This is a genomic window from Amycolatopsis sp. M39, assembly GCF_001651785.1.
Lineage (GTDB): Bacteria > Actinomycetota > Actinomycetes > Mycobacteriales > Pseudonocardiaceae > Amycolatopsis > Amycolatopsis rubida.
In genome coordinates this window covers 544,717-561,377 of record NZ_LWSF01000002.1, presented here as the reverse complement: position 1 = coordinate 561,377, position 16,661 = coordinate 544,717, and the positions used below count along the sequence as shown (strand labels likewise).

General features: G+C 69.6%; 20 protein-coding genes and 1 pseudogene. 15 read left to right on the top strand and 6 right to left on the bottom strand.

Annotated features, from left to right (window positions below):
- Positions 1-38 precede the first annotated feature (38 nt).
- The 6 genes and pseudogenes from A4R44_RS07440 to A4R44_RS52230 all read left to right on the top strand — a co-directional run bounded on the left by A4R44_RS07440 (position 39) and on the right by A4R44_RS52230 (position 2,605).
- Positions 39-365, top strand: a complete 327-nt coding sequence (locus A4R44_RS07440) for a multidrug efflux SMR transporter (RefSeq protein ID WP_067577569.1) — start codon at positions 39-41, stop codon at positions 363-365.
- Positions 362-922: a TetR/AcrR family transcriptional regulator gene (locus A4R44_RS07435; protein WP_067577567.1), complete on the top strand. Its 561-nt coding sequence runs from the start codon at positions 362-364 to the stop codon at positions 920-922. The genes A4R44_RS07440 and A4R44_RS07435 overlap by 4 nt, the downstream gene beginning before the upstream one ends.
- Before the next feature lie 22 nt (positions 923-944).
- Complete coding sequence (locus tag A4R44_RS07430; RefSeq protein WP_067577565.1) at positions 945-1,373, top strand: GNAT family N-acetyltransferase; 429 nt, start codon at positions 945-947, stop codon at positions 1,371-1,373.
- A gap of 4 nt (positions 1,374-1,377) precedes the next feature.
- Positions 1,378-1,602, top strand: a pseudogene (locus tag A4R44_RS07425) (GntR family transcriptional regulator); the annotation flags it as partial.
- A gap of 134 nt (positions 1,603-1,736) precedes the next feature.
- On the top strand, positions 1,737-1,895 hold the full coding sequence (locus A4R44_RS52235; protein ID WP_198545223.1) for an ATP-binding cassette domain-containing protein: 159 nt from the start codon (positions 1,737-1,739) through the stop codon (positions 1,893-1,895).
- Positions 1,823-2,605, top strand: coding sequence for an ATP-binding cassette domain-containing protein (locus A4R44_RS52230; RefSeq protein WP_369805842.1), 783 nt, complete (start codon positions 1,823-1,825; stop codon positions 2,603-2,605). The genes A4R44_RS52235 and A4R44_RS52230 overlap by 73 nt, the downstream gene beginning before the upstream one ends.
- A 494-nt stretch (positions 2,606-3,099) precedes the next feature.
- On the opposite strand, the gene A4R44_RS07415 is transcribed toward A4R44_RS52230, so the two are convergent.
- Positions 3,100-3,615 carry an NUDIX hydrolase gene (locus tag A4R44_RS07415; protein ID WP_067577562.1) on the bottom strand — a complete coding sequence of 172 codons (516 nt, stop codon included), beginning with the start codon at positions 3,613-3,615 and terminating at the stop codon, positions 3,100-3,102.
- Between the two features lie 8 nt (positions 3,616-3,623).
- Entirely contained in the window at positions 3,624-4,163 is a 540-nt protein-coding gene (locus tag A4R44_RS07410) for a YbhB/YbcL family Raf kinase inhibitor-like protein (RefSeq protein WP_067577560.1), read from the bottom strand.
- A 162-nt stretch (positions 4,164-4,325) separates the two neighbouring features.
- Between A4R44_RS07410 and A4R44_RS07405 the strand changes: the two genes are divergently transcribed.
- The 7 genes from A4R44_RS07405 (at position 4,326) to A4R44_RS07375 (ending at position 11,158) form a co-directional block, all read left to right on the top strand.
- The gene (locus A4R44_RS07405) at positions 4,326-5,102 is read left to right on the top strand and encodes a DUF4097 family beta strand repeat-containing protein (RefSeq protein ID WP_067577559.1); all 777 of its coding nucleotides are present in this window, start codon (positions 4,326-4,328) and stop codon (positions 5,100-5,102) included.
- A gap of 19 nt (positions 5,103-5,121) precedes the next feature.
- Positions 5,122-5,340: a hypothetical protein gene (locus tag A4R44_RS07400; RefSeq protein WP_067577558.1), complete on the top strand. Its 219-nt coding sequence runs from the start codon at positions 5,122-5,124 to the stop codon at positions 5,338-5,340.
- On the top strand, positions 5,337-6,743 hold the full coding sequence (locus A4R44_RS07395; RefSeq protein ID WP_067577556.1) for an alpha/beta hydrolase: 1,407 nt from the start codon (positions 5,337-5,339) through the stop codon (positions 6,741-6,743). Before A4R44_RS07400 ends, A4R44_RS07395 begins: the two co-directional genes overlap by 4 nt.
- A gap of 187 nt (positions 6,744-6,930) precedes the next feature.
- Complete coding sequence (gene dnaK / locus A4R44_RS07390; RefSeq protein ID WP_067577554.1) at positions 6,931-8,796, top strand: molecular chaperone DnaK; 1,866 nt, start codon at positions 6,931-6,933, stop codon at positions 8,794-8,796.
- Positions 8,793-9,500, top strand: a complete 708-nt coding sequence (gene grpE / locus A4R44_RS07385) for a nucleotide exchange factor GrpE (protein WP_067577552.1) — start codon at positions 8,793-8,795, stop codon at positions 9,498-9,500. The genes dnaK and grpE overlap by 4 nt, the downstream gene beginning before the upstream one ends.
- Before the next feature lie 33 nt (positions 9,501-9,533).
- Positions 9,534-10,718, top strand: coding sequence for a molecular chaperone DnaJ (gene dnaJ, locus A4R44_RS07380; RefSeq protein ID WP_067577549.1), 1,185 nt, complete (start codon positions 9,534-9,536; stop codon positions 10,716-10,718).
- Between the two features lie 5 nt (positions 10,719-10,723).
- On the top strand, positions 10,724-11,158 hold the full coding sequence (locus A4R44_RS07375; protein WP_067578114.1) for a heat shock protein transcriptional repressor HspR: 435 nt from the start codon (positions 10,724-10,726) through the stop codon (positions 11,156-11,158).
- A 521-nt stretch (positions 11,159-11,679) separates the two neighbouring features.
- On the opposite strand, the gene A4R44_RS07370 is transcribed toward A4R44_RS07375, so the two are convergent.
- A complete protein-coding gene (locus A4R44_RS07370; RefSeq protein ID WP_067577548.1) occupies positions 11,680-12,255 on the bottom strand; it encodes a TetR family transcriptional regulator in 576 nt (191 codons plus the stop codon).
- Positions 12,256-12,355: 100 nt separating this feature from the next.
- On the opposite strand from A4R44_RS07370, the gene A4R44_RS07365 reads away from it, so the two are divergent.
- Positions 12,356-13,288: an SDR family oxidoreductase gene (locus A4R44_RS07365; protein WP_067577547.1), complete on the top strand. Its 933-nt coding sequence runs from the start codon at positions 12,356-12,358 to the stop codon at positions 13,286-13,288.
- Here the strand turns inward: A4R44_RS07365 and A4R44_RS07360 are convergent.
- The 3 genes from A4R44_RS07360 to A4R44_RS07350 form a co-directional block, all read right to left on the bottom strand.
- The gene (locus tag A4R44_RS07360) at positions 13,285-13,614 is read right to left on the bottom strand and encodes a LuxR C-terminal-related transcriptional regulator (RefSeq protein WP_232791519.1); all 330 of its coding nucleotides are present in this window, start codon (positions 13,612-13,614) and stop codon (positions 13,285-13,287) included. The two genes, A4R44_RS07365 and A4R44_RS07360, sit on opposite strands and share 4 nt — an antisense overlap.
- 309 nt (positions 13,615-13,923) lie before the next feature.
- Entirely contained in the window at positions 13,924-14,616 is a 693-nt protein-coding gene (locus A4R44_RS07355) for a dienelactone hydrolase family protein (RefSeq protein ID WP_067577544.1), read from the bottom strand.
- A 4-nt stretch (positions 14,617-14,620) separates the two neighbouring features.
- Positions 14,621-15,799: a globin domain-containing protein gene (locus A4R44_RS07350; RefSeq protein WP_198545222.1), complete on the bottom strand. Its 1,179-nt coding sequence runs from the start codon at positions 15,797-15,799 to the stop codon at positions 14,621-14,623.
- A 344-nt stretch (positions 15,800-16,143) separates the two neighbouring features.
- Here A4R44_RS07350 and A4R44_RS07345 point away from each other — a divergent pair, with 344 nt between their 5' ends.
- Complete coding sequence (locus A4R44_RS07345; protein ID WP_067577543.1) at positions 16,144-16,629, top strand: MarR family winged helix-turn-helix transcriptional regulator; 486 nt, start codon at positions 16,144-16,146, stop codon at positions 16,627-16,629.
- The last annotated feature ends 32 nt before the right edge of the window (positions 16,630-16,661 follow it).

Here is a 16,661-nt window from a genome sequence, read left to right as displayed (position 1 = left end):
TGGCAAGTGGGACGATCGTTCAGGTAATTTAGTGAGCTATGGGTGCTTACTTGTACCTCGCTTTGGCGATCGCCGCAGAAGTGACCGCCACCGTTTCGCTCAAGCTGTCCGAGGGCTTTTCCAAGCTGACGCCGTCGATCCTCGTGGTCGTCGGGTACGGGCTCGCCTTCTTCGCGCTGTCGCGGGTGCTGAAGCTCGGGCTGCCGATCGGAGTGGCCTACGCGATCTGGGCGGCGGCGGGCGTGGCGCTGGTCGCGCTGGTCGGCGTGCTGTTCCTGAAGGAGCCGATCAACCTCGCGATGATCTCCGGGCTGGTGCTCGTGATCGGCGGGGTGGTGCTCATCGAGGTCGGGAGCCAGTCGTGAAAATCCAGAGCGACGGCCGCAAGGCCCGCGGCGAGAAGCGCCGGACGGAGATCATCGAAGCGACTTTGCGCGTGATCGAACGCGACGGCGTCGCCGGGGTCACCCACCGTACGGTCGCGGCCGAGGCGGGCGTACCGGTGACGTCGACGACGTATCACTTCTCCTCGCTGGACGACCTCCTCGTGGCGACGCTCATTTCGTGCGCGCGCGACATGGCGACCGAGGTGTACTGGATGATCGACCGCGCCCGTTCGCGCGGCAGCCGCGGTGCGGAAGAGGTGGCGGGCCTGCTCGCGGAGGCGCTGGGGCCGCGCCGTGGTCGCACGATGGCGGAGTACGAGCTGTACCTGCTGGCCGCGCGCAAACCCGAACTGCGCCCGGCCGCGCGACGCTGGCTGGATGTGTTGACGTCGATGGTCCGGCATGACGACGAGGTCGCCTTCCGGGTGTTTCTCGCGGGTATCGACGGGCTGCTGATCCAGGGATTGATCGACGACGAGCCGCCGTCGGCGGAGGAGTTGCGGCCGGTGGTGGATTACCTGCTCAAACCCGCTTGACGCCGCTGATTACCTTGCGGCCATGAGGATTGTGGGTGCTTACGAGCTGGACGACGACATCGCGCGGGTGGATCTCGATGTCGTGTGGAAGTTCCTGTCCGGGGAGGCGTACTGGGCCCGGTGGCGGACCCGGGAACACGTCGAGCAGCAGGTGCGGACCGCTTGGCGGGTGGTCGGCGTGTACGAGAGGGCGAGCGGGCGTCAGGTCGGCTTCGCGCGGGCGTTCTCGGACGGGCTCGCGATGGCTTATCTCGCGGATGTGTTCATCACCGCGGACGCGCGGGGCGCGGGGCTGGGCAAGGAAATCGTGCGAGAGATGATCGACAACGGGCCGGGAGCGAACTTCCGCTGGATGCTGCACACGTCGGACGCGCATGATCTGTACCGGAAGTTCGGGTTCGCCGAGCACGCCGAGGGACGGTATCTGGAACGCGAGGCGGTCCACGGGTAGCCGCGACCAGCTGCCGAAGGTCAAGGACGTCGTGGCGCAGCTGGTCATCAACCCGAACACGGTGCTGAAGGCGTACCGGGAGCTGGAGCACGACGGACTCGTCGCGGCCCGTCCCGGCGTCGGCACGTTCGTGACGGCAACACTCGCCGGGCCGCCGCCCGCTGTCGTCGCCGCGCTGCGCCGGGACTTGCAGAAGTGGCTGGCCAAAACCCGGCTGTCCGGCCTCGACGGCTCCACGTCACCGCCAGGGGCGAAACGGCATGACCGCGGTACTGGGGGCGACCGCGCTGGGCAAACGTTACGGCCGGAACTGGGCGTTGTCGCGGTGCACGCTGAGCCCCCCCGGCCGGCCGGGTCGTCGGGCTGGTCGGCCCGAACGGTGCCGGGAAGTCGGCGCTGCTGAATCTCGCGGCCGGGCTGCTGACGCCGACCATCGGCTCCCTTGAGGTGTGCGGCGGGGTGCCGGGCAGCTGGCGAAGGTCGCTTTCCTCGCGCAGGACACGCCGGTTTATCCCGGGTTGAGCGTCGGGGAGCACCTGCGGCTCGGGGCCCGGCTCAATCCGCGATGGGACGACGCGCTGGCCCACGCCCGGATCGAGCGCTGGGGGCTGGACCCGAGACGGCGTGCGGGAAAGCTTTCCGGCGGACAGCGGGCCCAGCTCGCGCTCACTCTCGCCAGCGCGAAACGTCCGCAGCTGCTGGTGCTGGACGAACCCGTGGCCGCGCTCGATCCGCTCGCCCGGCGCGATTTCCTCGCCGGCCTGATGGAGATCGTCGCCGAGGACGGCGTCAGCGTCGTCCCGGCCCGACCCGTGGGCGACCGGGGTGAACGCGCGGGAACTGATGGTTTCCCTGTGGTATCCGGCGAAAACGGCGACCGGCAGGCCCGCCGGGTACCTCACTCCCGACGAGTCCCGGCTCCTGCTCGAAGACGGCGGGATCACCACCTTGCCGCCGGACATCCTGAGCCGTACCCGGACGAACGCGGGAGTCTGCCGCTGATCGTGCTCTCGCCGGGATTCACCAAACAGCGCGGCACCCTGACCGCCCTCGCGGAGGAGCTGGCCAGCCATGGCTACGCGGTCGTCGCGGTCGACCACACCTACGAGAACGTCGGACAGTCCTTTCCGGACGGTCGCGTCACCGCCTGCGTGGCCCGCACTTATCCCCGGAGCCCGGAGTTCTGGCGGAAAGTGGTGCGCGGCGGGCCGCGGACGTTTCGTTCGTGCTGAACCACTTGACCGGTCCGGAACCGAAATGGCGCGGTGCCGGGCTGATCGACCCTTCCCGGATCGCGATGGCCGGACATTCGATCGGCGGCGCGAGCGCCATCCCGGCGATGCTGGCGGACCCGCGCATCCGTGCCGGAATCGACATCGACGGAACGTCGGAGGACCCGATCCCGGACGGCAGGGCGCTGTCCCGGCCCTTCCTGTTCCTCGGCAAAACGGCGACCTACACCCCGGGCAGCGGCCGTCCCGAGACGATCAGCTGGGAGAACCGCTGGAAGCACCTGAGCGGGTGGAAACGCTGGCCGCTGGTGACCGGCGTGGTCCACCAGTCGTTCACCGACCTCGTCCTGCTCGGCGACCAGCTTGGCCTTGCCCTTCGGCGCGGAGCAGCCGGGCACGCGCACGGTGGCCATCACCCGCGCGTACGTCCGGGCGTTCTTCGACCAGCACCTCCGGCACCGGCCGCATCCGGTGCTCGACCGGCCTTCGCCGCGTTATCCGGAGGTGTTGTTCTGCTCGGTGGAACCGCCTTCCTGCCAGTGAACCGGCAGCGCCCGGGCGACGACGTCGCGGACCACGGTGTCGTCCGGCGCGCAGTTCTCCAGCACCATGTCCAGGTCCTCGGCGCCGGCCCAGGCGTAGCGCGGATGCTTGTCCCATTCCAGCGCCGGGCGGGACAAGTCGCCCTCCACTTCGATCAGGAAGTAGGCGCTGACCCGGTCGACGCCGTCGTTGTCCTGCCAGTGGTAGCTGCCGAGGTTCCGCACGATCCGGCGCAGCCGCCAGCCGGTTTCCTCGGCGACCTCCCGGGCCAGCGCCTCGACCGGCGTCTCCCCGTCCTCGACGTGCCCGCTCACGATGTCCCAGGTGTTCGGGAACAATCGCCGGTCCGGGCCGCGGAGCTGCACGAACGCGCGTCCCTCGGCGTTGAGGACAACCCCGCCCACCACGTCGGGACGCGGTTGCGGAAGGACAACCCCCTCCGCAACCGCGATCTCGCTCTCCCCCATCGGAACCCTCAGCCCTTGTTCTCGTAAACCGGCACCAGCGTCGCCCGGCCGAGCGTGTGGCCGAACATGTTGAATCCCAGGAACGCCGGCGTAGCGTCCTCCGGAACCTCCAACGTCTCCACATCCAGCGCGTGCACCACGAAGAAGTACCGGTGCGGCCCGTGCCCGGGAGGCGGCGCGGCCCCCAGGTACTGCTTCACCCCGCCGTCACCCTTGAGCGTGACCGCCGAAGAGGGCAGCCCCGACCCCGCGGAGTCCCCCACGCCCGACGGCAGCGAAGACACCGAAGCCGGGATGTTGAACACCGCCCAGTGCCAGAAACCGCTGGCAGTCGGGGCGTCCGGGTCGTACACGGTCACCGCGAAGCTGCGGGTGTCCTCCGGGAAGCCTTCCCACGCCAGCTGCGGCGAGCGGTCCTCGCCGCCGGCGCCGAAGATGCCCGACAGGTGCGGCTGGGCCAGGGTCTCGCCGTCGGCGATGTCCGTGCTGCGCAGCGTGAACGAGGGAACCGACGGCAGGTAGTCGTACGGATTGGGCGGCTGGGGCATGGGGTCCTCCTGATCAACGGGGCTCTCCGGCCGCCAGGTTAGGACCCTGGGCCTCGCCTCGCCGCCTCAGGGATGTTTCGGGGGGTTTACCGGATGTCCCCGGGGGCCCGCACCTTCTAACGTCTCTCCAGACAGCCGAGAGTGGTACTGAGGGGAACTGACATGGCACGCCCGCTTCTGGCACTGGCCGGCATCGCGGTGATCGGCGTTGGGGTGGCGATCGGATTCGGCGGGTGGGGGTTCGGTTCCACGGTTTCGCGGGACGCGACGCTGCCGCAGGAGATCCGCGGGGTGAAGCTGGAGAACGGCTCCGGTGACGTGCGCATCCGCACGGCTCCCGGCGCGGCTCGCGTGCATCAGACCCTTCGCTACCACTTCAGCGGCGAGCCCGGCGACGCCTACCGCGTCGAGGGCGACCAGCTCGTCATTGTCGACTGCGGCCGCAACTGCACCGCCGACCTGGAGCTGATCGTCCCGCCGGGGATTCCGGTCACGGGCAGCTCCGACTCCGGCACGCTGGACTTCGCGGGTGTCGGCAGCGTCGACGTCACCGCGGATTCGGGGCAGGCGCGGATGCAGGACGTTCCGGGACTGGTGAAGCTCCAGCTGGACAGCGGCTCGACGGAACTGCACGACGTCGGCGAGGTGCAGGTGCACAGCCAGTCCGGCCGGATCGAGGGCGACGGCCTGCGCGGGCCGGTCGACGTGTCCGCGGGCAGCGGGCGGATCGAGCTCACGCTGACCCAGCCCAACAATGTCAAGGCGCAGGCCGACTCCGGCCGCGTCGAGGTGTCCGTGCCGCGCAACGGGTCCTACCAGGTCACCGGCAACAGCGAGAGCGGCCACCGCAGCATCGACATTCCGCAGAACTCCGGTCCGGACGCGAAGACGCTCGAGCTGAACACCGACAGCGGCAGCGTCACCGTCAAGGCCGTCTGAAGGGGAGAACAGACACATCATGCGCAAACTCGAAACGCGGCTGCTGGCCGCGGTGCTGGCGGGCGCGGTGGGGGCGTTCGCGATCACCGCGGCGGTCGGCCACTCGCCTGAACCGCAGGCCACGACGCCGGTCGCGGTGGTGGAAATCCCGGTGCGGCAAGGGGTCGTCCGGAACGCGGAGACGGTCGTGCTCCGCACCGCGGCCGACGACCGGACGGCGCGGGTGCGCCGGGCATGAACCTGGCCGCTGCCGTGCTGACCCTGCTTCCGCTGGTCAGCGCACCGACCCCGGCGTTGACCTGGACACCGTGCGGGACCGAGCAGGAACCGGCCGCACAGTGCGGCCAGATCGAGGTGCCGATCGACCGTGCCCACCCGGAAACCGGTACGGCGCACATCCCGCTCACTCGGCTGCCCGCGGCCGACCGGCCGCACCGGATCGGTTCGCTGCTGGTCAATCCGGGCGGTCCGGGCGGGTCCGGAGTCGGCTTCGTGCGCTTCGGCGGGCTCGACACCAAGGTCATCGGCTCGGCGCGGAAACCGTTGCGGGACCGCTTCGACATCATCGGCTTCGACCCACGGGGGGTGTGGTTCAGCGCTCCGAAGATCAGCTGTGACCAGGCGAAGCTGTACGACCCGAAGATCGGTCTCTTCCCGGCCACGAGGCAGCAGTACGACGCCTTCGTCGCGCACAACCGCGCGGCAGGCGAAGACTGTCTCGCCAAGACCGGCCCGATGCTCGGGCACGTCGACACCCAAAGCGCCGCCGAGGACGTCGACGCGATCCGCGGCGCGCTCGGCGAGCGGAAGATCTCCTGGCTCGGCGTCTCGTACGGCACTGAACTGGGCGCGGTCTACGCGTCGAAGCATCCGGACCGGGTACGCACGATGGTGCTCGACGGCGCGGTCGACCATGCCCGTCCGACGCGCCAGGCGATGGTTGAGGAAGCCGCTGCCACCGAGGACGCTTTGCTGCGGTTCGCCGCGTGGTGCGACCGTTCGAGCGATTGCGCACTGCACGGCAAGAACGCGCTCGCCCGCTACGACGACCTCGTCACCCACGGCGCTTACGCGAAAGTGTTGGGCCGCAAGGCCACCGGCGAGGAGCTGGCCTCCGGCGCGTACGGCTACCTCTATCTCCCCGCCGAGTGGCCGGAGCTGAGCCGCGCACTGGCGGACCCGGACGCGAGCGCGCTTGCCCAGCACACGTCGTTCGCGAGCGACACCTACGGCGCGTATCGCTCGATCGGCTGCCAGGACTTTCCGTCGCCGTTCGCCGGACTGGCGGACCTGCGCGCGACCGCACGGGTGATCCGCGCGGTCGCCCCGCACAGCTGGCGCTACAGCGAGTACTGGGATCTCGGCGCGGGCTGCACCGGCTGGCCGCTGCCCGCGCTGAACCCGCCGCAGCCGCATCCGGTGCACGGAGCGCCGCCGATCCTCGTCGTGGGCGGCGCGCACGACCCGGCGACGCCGTTGCCGTGGGCACACGGACTGGCCGCGAGCATCGACGGATCGGTGCTGCTCACGTATCTGTCCGACGGCCACACCGGACTGCTCAACTCCGAATGCGTGCGGCGCGCCGAGGTCAGGTACCTGGTGAGTGGCGTCACACCACCGCGGGGCGAATTCTGCGGGTGAACCCGGGAACAAGACCGGGGGGTCCGCCGTTATCCTGATAGCAAGGTTGAGTGCGGTCGGCTCAAGTCTGGTGGACCAGGCCGTGCGCGAGACCTGCCGAACCTGCTAAGAAGGTACTCAAGAGTGCCTCGAAACCGCAGGTCACGAACATAGCAGCAACCCAGTCCAGAACACGAGAGGAAGCACCATGGCGCGAGCGGTCGGCATCGACCTCGGCACGACCAACTCGGTCGTCGCCGTCCTTGAGGGCGGCGAGCCGACGGTCATCGCCAACTCGGAAGGCTCCCGTACCACCCCGTCCATCGTCGCCTTCGCCAAGAACGGCGAAGTGCTCACCGGCCAGCCGGCGAAGAACCAGGCCGTCACGAACGTCGACCGCACCATCCGGTCCGTGAAGCGGCACATCGGCACCGACTGGAAGACCGAGATCGACGGCAAGGCCTACACGCCGCAGGAGATCAGCGCGCGAGTGCTGATGAAGCTCAAGCGCGACGCGGAGGCGTACCTGGGCGAGGAGATCACCGACGCGGTGATCACCGTCCCGGCCTACTTCGAGGACGCGCAGCGGCAGGCCACCAAGGAAGCAGGCCAGATCGCGGGCCTGAACGTGCTCCGGATCGTGAACGAGCCGACCGCGGCCGCGCTGGCCTACGGCCTGGACAAGGGCGAGAAGGAACAGACCATCCTGGTCTTCGACCTCGGCGGCGGCACGTTCGACGTGTCCCTGCTGGAGATCGGCGAGGGCGTCGTGGAGGTGCGCGCCACCTCCGGTGACAACCACCTCGGCGGCGACGACTGGGACGAGCGCATCGTCACCTGGCTGGTCGACAAGTTCAAGGCCACCAACGGCATTGACCTGACCAAGGACAAGATGGCGCTGCAGCGCATCCGCGAGGCGGCCGAGAAGGCGAAGATCGAGCTGTCCAGCTCCAACTCCGCCAGCATCAACCTGCCCTACATCACCGTGGACGCGGACAAGAACCCGCTGTTCCTCGACGAGACGCTGTCGCGCGCCGAGTTCCAGAAGATCACCTCGGATCTGCTGGAGCGCACCCGCCAGCCGTTCAACAACGTCATCCGGGACGCGGGCATCGCGGTCGGCGACATCGACCACGTGGTCCTCGTCGGCGGTTCCACCCGGATGCCCGCGGTGTCCGAGCTGGTCAAGGAGCTGACCGGCGGCCGCGAGCCGAACAAGGGCGTGAACCCGGACGAGGTCGTCGCCGTGGGCGCCGCGCTGCAGGCCGGCGTGCTCAAGGGCGAGGTCAAGGACGTCCTGCTGCTCGACGTGACCCCGCTGTCGCTGGGCATCGAGACCAAGGGCGGCGTCTTCACCAAGCTGATCGAGCGCAACACCACGATCCCGACCAAGCGGTCCGAGATCTTCTCGACGGCGGACGACAACCAGCCCTCGGTGCAGATCCAGGTGTTCCAGGGCGAGCGCGAAATCGCCGCGGCGAACAAGAAGCTCGGCATGTTCGAGCTGACCGGTCTCCCGCCTGCCCCGCGCGGCGTGCCGCAGATCGAGGTCACCTTCGACATCGACGCCAACGGCATCGTGCACGTGACCGCGAAGGACCTCGGCACGAACAAGGAGCAGTCGATGACGATCACCGGCGGCTCCGCGCTGCCGAAGGACGACATCGACCGCATGGTCAAGGACGCCGAGGCGCACGCCGAGGAAGACAAGAAGCGCCGCGAGGAAGCGGAGACCCGCAACCAGGCGGAGACGCTGGTCTACCAGACCGAGAAGTTCGTCAAGGACAACGAGGACAAGCTGCCCGAGGACCTCAAGGGCAAGGTGAAGACCGCGATCGACGAGGCGAACGAGGCGCTCAAGGGCACCGACTCGGCCAAGATCCGCGAGTCCATCGAGAAGCTGAACACCGCTTCGCAGGAGATGGGCAGCGCGCTGTACGCGAACGCGGGCGCGGCCGGTGCCGAAGGCGCTCCGGGTGCTGAGGGCGCGGCCGGTGCCGCGGGCGACGCTCCGAAGTCGAAGGCGGACGACGTGGTCGACGCCGAGATCGTGGAAGAGGACGAGAAGAAGTGACCCCCCGCCACTCCGAGACCGAGGGTTCTGGCCCCGAGGAACCGGTAGTCGTGCGGGATCGGCGACGGGTGGATCCGCAGACCGGCGAGGTCCACCCGCCCGCCGCGGAGGAAACTCCGGCCGGTGCGGAGCCCGTGCAGCACGCGGGCCCCTCGCTGGGTGATTCCGTGGACGAAGCCGTTCCGGCTGCCTCGGATATCGAGAAGCAACTGTCCGAGCGCACTGCCGACCTGCAGCGGTTGCAGGCGGAGTACGCGAACTACCGCAAGCGGGTCGACCGCGACCGCGAGGCTGTGGTGCAGGGCGCGAAGGCGTCCGTGGTCGGCGATCTGCTGCCGCTGCTGGACGACCTCCAGCGCGCGGAGCAGCACGGCGATCTCACCGGCGCGTTCAAGGCGGTGGCCGACAAGCTGGTCTCCAGCCTGGAGCGCTCCGGTCTGGAAGCGTTCGGCGCCGAGGGCGAAGAGTTCGACCCGAGCATCCACGAGGCCGTGCAGCACAACACGTCCCCGGACGTGAAGGGTCCGACGGTCACCCTGGTGATGCGTCGCGGCTACCGCTTCGGCGAGCGGGTGCTGCGCGCGGCTCTGGTCGGCGTGACCGACCACGAGCCCGGCGACGCTCCGGCGGAGCAGCCGGTCGATCCGCCGGTCGGCGGCGAACTGCCGCTCGACGGTTCGGTTGATGAGCCCGGCCAGCAGTAACAATCGGTTTGCAGCGAAAGGAGGAGACACCCGATGAGTGCTCGGGAGTGGATCGGCAAGGACTTCTACAAAGAGCTGGGTGTCTCCTCCGACGCGACCGCGGACGAGATCAAGAAGGCCTACCGCAAGCTGGCCAAGGAAAACCACCCGGACGCCAACGCGGGCAACACCGCGGCCGAGAACAAGTTCAAGGCCGTGTCCGAGGCGTACGGCGTGCTGTCCGATCCGGCCAAGCGCAAGGAGTATGACGAGGCGCGCACGCTCTTCGGCTCCGGCGGCGCGGGCGGATTCGGCGGCTTCCCCGGTGGCGGCGGCGCCGGCGGGTTCGACATGAGCGACCTGTTCAACCAGGCGGGCGCGCAGGGCCAGCAGGGCGGATTCGGCGGCCTCGGCGACATCCTCGGCGGCATTTTCGGCCGCGGCCGGGGCGGTGCCGCCGGTGCCACGGCGAACCGGCCGCAGCGCGGCGCGGACGTCGAGACCGACGTGCGCATCGACTTCCTCGAATCGGTCAAGGGCGCGACGCTACCGTTGCGGCTGTCGAGCCCGGCCACCTGCTCCACCTGCGGCGGCAACGGCGCGAAGCCGGGCACCTCGCCGCGGATCTGCCCGACCTGCAGCGGGTCCGGGCTGGTCAGCCGAAGCCAGGGCGCGTTCGCGTTCTCCGAGCCGTGCCAGGACTGCCGCGGCCGGGGCAAGATCATCGACGACCCGTGCCCGGAATGCGGCGGCGAGGGCGTCAGCACCCGCACCCGCACGCTCACCGTGCGCATCCCGCCGGGCGTGAAGGACGACCAGCGGATCCGGCTGGCCGGCCAGGGCGAACCCGGCCGGGGCGGCGCGCAGGCGGGCGACCTGTACGTGCGCGTGCACGTGGCCCCGCACAAGCTGTTCGGGCGCAAGGACCTCAACCTCACGCTCACCGTGCCGGTGGACTTCACCGAACTCGCGCTGGGCACCACAGTCACGGTGCCGACGCTCGAAGGCAAGGTGTCGCTCAAGGTGCCCGCGGGTACCGCGAGCGGACGAGTGTTGCGAGTGCGCGGAAAGGGCATTCAGAAGCGGGACGGCACGCAAGGCGACCTGCTGGTCACCCTGGAGGCGGCGGTCCCGGCGAAGCTCGACGACAAGGCGCGGTCGGCACTTGAGGCCTACGCCGAGGCGATGAAGGGCCACGACCCGCGGCCTGAGCTCACCGAGTTGCTCGAAGGCAGGTGAGGGTGATGTTCGGCGGTAATCCGGGACTCCCGCACGGCGCGGACGAGGACACCCCGGTGTTCGTGATTTCGGTGGCGGCCCAGCTTTCCGGGCTGCACGCGCAGACGCTGCGCTCCTACGACCGGCACGGCCTGGTCTCGCCGGGCCGCACCGCCGGCGGCGGACGGCGCTACTCGCTGCGCGACATCGCCCTGCTGCGCGAGGTCCAGCGCCTCTCGCAGGAGGACGGGGTCAACCTGTCCGGCATCAAGCGCATCATCGAACTGGAGAATCAGGTCGACGCGCTGCGGTCCCGGGTGCACGAGCTGACCGAAGAACTCGCCGCCGCGTACGCGGCCGCCGAACAGGCCGCCGCCGCGGTGCACGCGTCCTACCGCAAGGACCTGGTGCCGCTGCGGCAGACCACCTCGCTGGTGGTCTGGAAGCCCAAGCGCCGCTGAACTTGTCGTGAGTGGCGATCACGGTGAGAACCGCGATCGCCACTCACAAGAACCCGGCCCCTCCTGCCACTGGAGGGGCTTTTCGCTGCCCTGCCTGCCCTGCCTGCCCTGCCTGCCCTGCCTGGCCCTGCCCTGCATGGCATGGCCTGGCCCGCCCTGCCCTGCGTGGCCCGCCCTGCCCTGCGTGGCCCGGCCTGCCCGGCCCGGCCCTGCCTTGCCTTGCCCGGCCCTGCCTTGCCCTGTCCTGCGGCCCTGCCTGCCCGGCCCTGCCCTGTCCTGTCCTGCGGCCCTGCCTGCATGGCCCGGCCCGCCCTGCCCTGCCCTGCGTGGCCCAGCCTGCCCGCCCGGCCCTGCCTGCCCGGCCCAGCCCGGACCCCGCCTCCCCACAGCGCCTCCCACCCCAGCCCCCAGCACCCCATCCCCCCGCAGCCGGTGTCTCGGGGCGTGAGTCTCGTAAGTGTTTATGCCGCTTAGAACCGGGATAAACACTCACAACCCTCCCCGCGGCCGCAAGAGGCCCCTCACTGTCCTGCCTGGACTTCCGCCCCCAGTTCCCGCAGATCGGCGAACGCCTCGGCCAGGTAGTCGTCAAGATTCCGCGTCGGGTCGCTGATCCACGCCTGCGTGGCGTGATGGAACGTCGCCCATCCGGCATGCGCCGCCAACCGCGCCAGCCGGTCCTCGACTCCCCGCTGCCGCAACGCTTCCGCGAGCGCTTCAGNGAGGGTCGCCGCCTTGGCCAGATTGCGTTCGCGCAGTGTCGGCGTCGACGCGATCAGATCACGCCGGGGTTCGGCGAACGGGAGGTTGCGTTCCATGATCCGCCCGGCCTTCTTGAACGCGCGCAGCAGGATTTCCAGCGGCGCAAGGCCGTCCGGGGCTTCGGCGACCGACTGGGTGAGGTCCTCGCGCAGGTCGGCTTCGCCGTCGAAGAGCACCTCGCGTTTGTCCGGGAAGTGCCGGAAGAACGTGCGCTCGGTGACGCCTGCCCGGGTCGCGATCTCCGCGGTGGTCGTTTTGTCGAACCCGTTTTCCCGGTACAGCTCCAGCGCCGCCTGTTTGAGGCGGCTGCGCGCTTCTGCTCCGCTCCGTGGCACCTCCTGAGCCTACCCGGCTTGTGCGACAGTGACTGACACCACATTGTGTCAGTCACTGTCGCTACGCGTAGAGTCAGTGACTGATGCTAAGGAGCCTTTCATGCATGTCTTCGTCACTGGCGGCTCTGGCCAGACCGGGCCCGCCGTCGTCGCCGAACTGATCCGGGCCGGGCACACGGTCACCGGTTTGGCTCGCTCGGACGCCTCCGCCGCGCGGCTGGAATCGCTCGGCGCGACACCGCACCGGGGTTCGCTCGACGACCTCGACAGCCTGCGCCGCGGTGCCGAAGCCGCCGACGGCGTGCTGCACATGGCCCAAGGCGGCAGCTACGCCGATCCCGACGACCTCGTCCGCCGCGACTGTGAGGCGATCGACGCGCTGGGCCAGGCCGTGGTCGGCACCGTGAAACCGTTCGTCAGCACGTCGGGCACGCTGGTGCTGAAGGCCGACCAGGTCAGCACCGAACTTGACCCGGCGGATCCCGGTTCGGTCGCCTGCTTCCGCATCCCCGGCGAGCAGACCTGTCTCGGATTCGCCGACCGTGGTGTCCGCGCCAGCGTCGTGCGGCTGGCACCGACTGTGCACGGACCACGCGACCACGGCTTCATTCCAGCGCTCATCGCGGGCGCGCGCCGGGCAGGTGTCTCGGCGTATATCGGCGACGGTACGAACCGGTGGCCAGCTGTCCATCGCAATGACGCGGCAGTGCTTTTCCGGCTGGCGCTGGAAAAAGCGCCTGCGGGGAGCATGCTGCACGGCGTCGGGGAAACCGTCGAGATCAAGACCGTCGCGGAGAAGATCGCGCAGTTGCTGGACATCCCCACGACGTCCTTGACTCTCGAAGAAGCCGCCGAACACCTCGGTAATCCTTTCCTGGCAAGGTTTTTCTCACTCGACGTGCCTGCCTCCAGCGCGCACACCCAAGAACTGCTGGGTTGGACGCCGAACCACGCGACGCTGCTGGAAGACCTGGAGACCGGCGACTACTTCGCCCCGGAGGCCAGCGGCCGCGCCGAGGCGGTGTGGCGCTAGTTCCGGGACCGCACCAAACCGGCTTCGTATGCGACGATCACCGGTTGCGCGCGGTCCCGGGCGTCGAGTTTCGCCAGCAGCCGTCCGACGTAAGTCTTCACCGTCGCCCGCTCAGTTATCTCCACATTGGACAGTCCACCGGCGACGAGCGTGAGCATCTCGCGTTCTAGCGGGGCCAGAGCAGCGATGTCCGCGCGCGGTGGCGGCCGCCACGCGCACCGCCGCGCAAAGGCCGGGCGGGTGTCCTTGAGCAGGAAGTCGGTCGCTCCGGCGCGCAGTGCGGCGAAGGCGTGCTCGTCCACGTCGAACATGGTCAGCGCCAGCACCCGCACGTCCGGGTGCGCTCGCCGATCAGCCGGGTCGCTTCGATGCCNCGATGCCGTCCATGTTCGGCTGGCCGCTGCCTATCGCGCCGGAGTGCTCGGCCGGGTGCGCGCCGCAGCGACCCTCATGCCGCTCGGTGTCCTCAACGGAACGACGCTGTGGTCGATCGTCGCCGCGGCCGGGTTTGCCTAGCGTTCCTGCCGGTTGGCCTTCTGAAACAAACCGAGCGTCCGGAACGACGCGCCTTCGGTCTCGCCTGCCTCGGCGCGGTGGCGGTCGGCGCGCTCGGTTACTTGAGCACGCTGGGTTGACTACTTCAGGTGTTCCTCGAAGAACGCCATCACGCGTCGCCAAGCGTCGGAATCCGACGGCTCGTGATAGCCCATCCCGGTAATCCGGGCGAGCGCGGCCAGCGGTGCGGGCCGGTAGTGGTTCGCGAAGCCGTGCCCGGCGGCCGGGTATTCCTTGACGTCGTGCGGGATTCCGCGTTCGGTGAGCGCGGCTTCGAGCTTGGCCGCGGCACCGCGCAGGGAGACGTCCTTGCCGCCGAAGCTGCCGACGATCGGGCAGGCACCGTCCAAAGCGGACAGATCCTTCGGCAGTTGCCCGTAGTACGGGGCGGCGGCGTCGAAGGCCCGCGAGGCGGCCACCAGCGCGAATCCGCCGCCGATGCAGAATCCGACGACGCCGGCCTTGCCGGTCGCGTCGTCCCGTCCGGCGACGAGCGCCCGCGCCGCTTCGATGTCCGCGAACGCCCGGCCCTGTCGCGCGAACAGATCCTGGAACGTCCGCTTCACGCACCGGATCATGCCGCCGCGCGAGTACAGATCGGGGCTCAGCGCGAGATAACCCGCGGCGGCGTACCGGTCAGTGATCTCGCGCGCGTCCTGGTTCACCCCGAACACGTCGTGGATCAGCACCACCGCCGGGAACGGGCCGTCGCCGGAGGGCACCGCCAGATAACCGTCGATTTCCCCGTCCGCCACCGGAATCCGGATGTCCATCGGCTCAGTCCGCGGTGAACGGGTCGTATTGGATCTGGTCCAGCGCGCTGCCCGCGACGAGCATCCGCGACACCGTCGCGCGGATCATCGCGGGCGACCCGGACACCAGGATGTCGTGGTTCGGCCACGCGCCGTACCGCGTGACCGCCTCGGCGAGCGTGCCGTGTTCGCACCCGGGCAGATGATCGCCCCGTTCGACGACCGGGGTGATGGTGAGCCACGGGTTGGTCGCGGCGAGCGCGCGCAGTTCTTCCAGGTCGTAGAGGTCCTCGCGGGTCGGACCGCCGTAGAACAGCCGGGTCTTCGGGTTCTCGCCCCACAGCGCGAGGTGGTCGAGGATCGCCCGCAGCGGCGCGACCCCGGTGCCGCCCGCGACCATCAGCACGCCGCGCGACTGTTCGCGGTTGACGGTCATCCGGCCCAGCGGCGGGCCGAGCCGCCAGACGTCGCCCGCCTGCGTGTGGCTCACGATCGCCCGGGACACCCAGCCGCCGTCGACCGCGCGCACGTGGAATTCGATGCCGCCGTCCTCGCGCGGCGCGTTCGCCGGCGACAGATACCGCCACAACCGCGGCCGCTGCGGAACCTCGACGCTCATGTACTGGCCGGGCGAATACGGCACCGGCTGGTCCGGGATCACCCGCACCAGTGCGAGATCCCAGGTGAGCCGCCGGTGCTCGACCACGGTGGCCGACCACGACGCCGGGTTCTCGTCCGCCGCCGCGGCCTCCTGCATCGCGCGCGCGACGATGGTGAACGCCTCCGCCCACGCGCGCTCGACCTCGGGCGTCCACTCCGGCCCGAGGTGGTTTTTCAGCGCGGCCAGCAGCGCGGTGCCGACAGCCTCGTAATGCTTGGGGGCCACCCCGAACTTGCGGTGGTCGCGGCCGAGCTGGCGCAGGAACGGCAGCAGGTCGTCCGGCCGGTCCACCATCTGCACGACGCGGGCCAGCGCGCGGATGATGCGCCCGCCCTGCACTTCCATGTTGATCGGGAAGAAATCGCGCGTGGCAGGCGCGAGGGTGAACAGCATCCCGTAGAAGAACTGCGAGATCTCCGGGGCGTACGGCTCCGATTTGGCCCAGGTGTCGCGGATGAGCTGCACCATCGCGACCACGGCGGCGGGCGCCTGCCGGGGCGCGGCTGAGGTCCGCGGGAGCGGGCTGATCGAATCGGCTGTCATCGGGCTGTCGTCGTTCATAGGTCGGGACCGGAGGCCGGGGGGTTGGGAGGGAAAGGTCACGAGAGCAGGGCGGCCGAGGTTGTCGGATTCGGCTCGCGCCCTCGCGCGGGGGAATTCGCCACTCCTGCTCCTCGTTGTCCACGACGTGCTCGCCGCGTCGGCATCGCGGGGCGTCTGGTCCGCAGAGTAGCCGCACTGGGGCGGAATGCCCGCATCGTTGCTCCGGTCGGGTTACCGGCCAGTCAGGACGTGGGGCAGCTCACCGATTAGATAGTTGTCCTACGCAACCTTCGGTGGCTAAACTTGTAGAGTACAAGCAAGTGGGCACCGGCCCGGGAGGAACGATGAGCCCAGCTGACGACGTGCGGCTCGAACTGCTGCGGGAGCTGAAGGCGTCCGCCCAGCTCCAGCACCTGTGGATCATGCAGGCGTGGCAGAACGAGCCAGGGCTGCACCCGGCCTCGGCGATGCTGCTGTCCGACCTCGCCAAGCACGGCGAGGCGCGCCCGTCCGAGGTCGCCAAGCGCAGGCTCGTCGACCTGTCGGTGATCAGCAGGCAGGTCGCCCAGTTGCAAGCCGCCGGGCTGATCGAGCGCCGCCCCGCCCCCGAGGACGGCCGCGCGTCGCTGATCAGCGTGTCCGAGGCCGGTCTCGCCCGGCTCGAACTCTGGCGCAAGCAGTACCTCGAGTTCTTCGAGACGGCACTGGGCGGCTGGGACGAGGACCGGATCGCCGGCCTCACGTCGCAGCTCGCCGAATTGAACGAAGGTCTGCGCGCGACACTCGGCCCGTCCGGGTACTGCGCCGGCGCCTCCCCCGCGGGAAAGTGAAGTAGCGAATAGTGGAAACCACCGCATCCGGG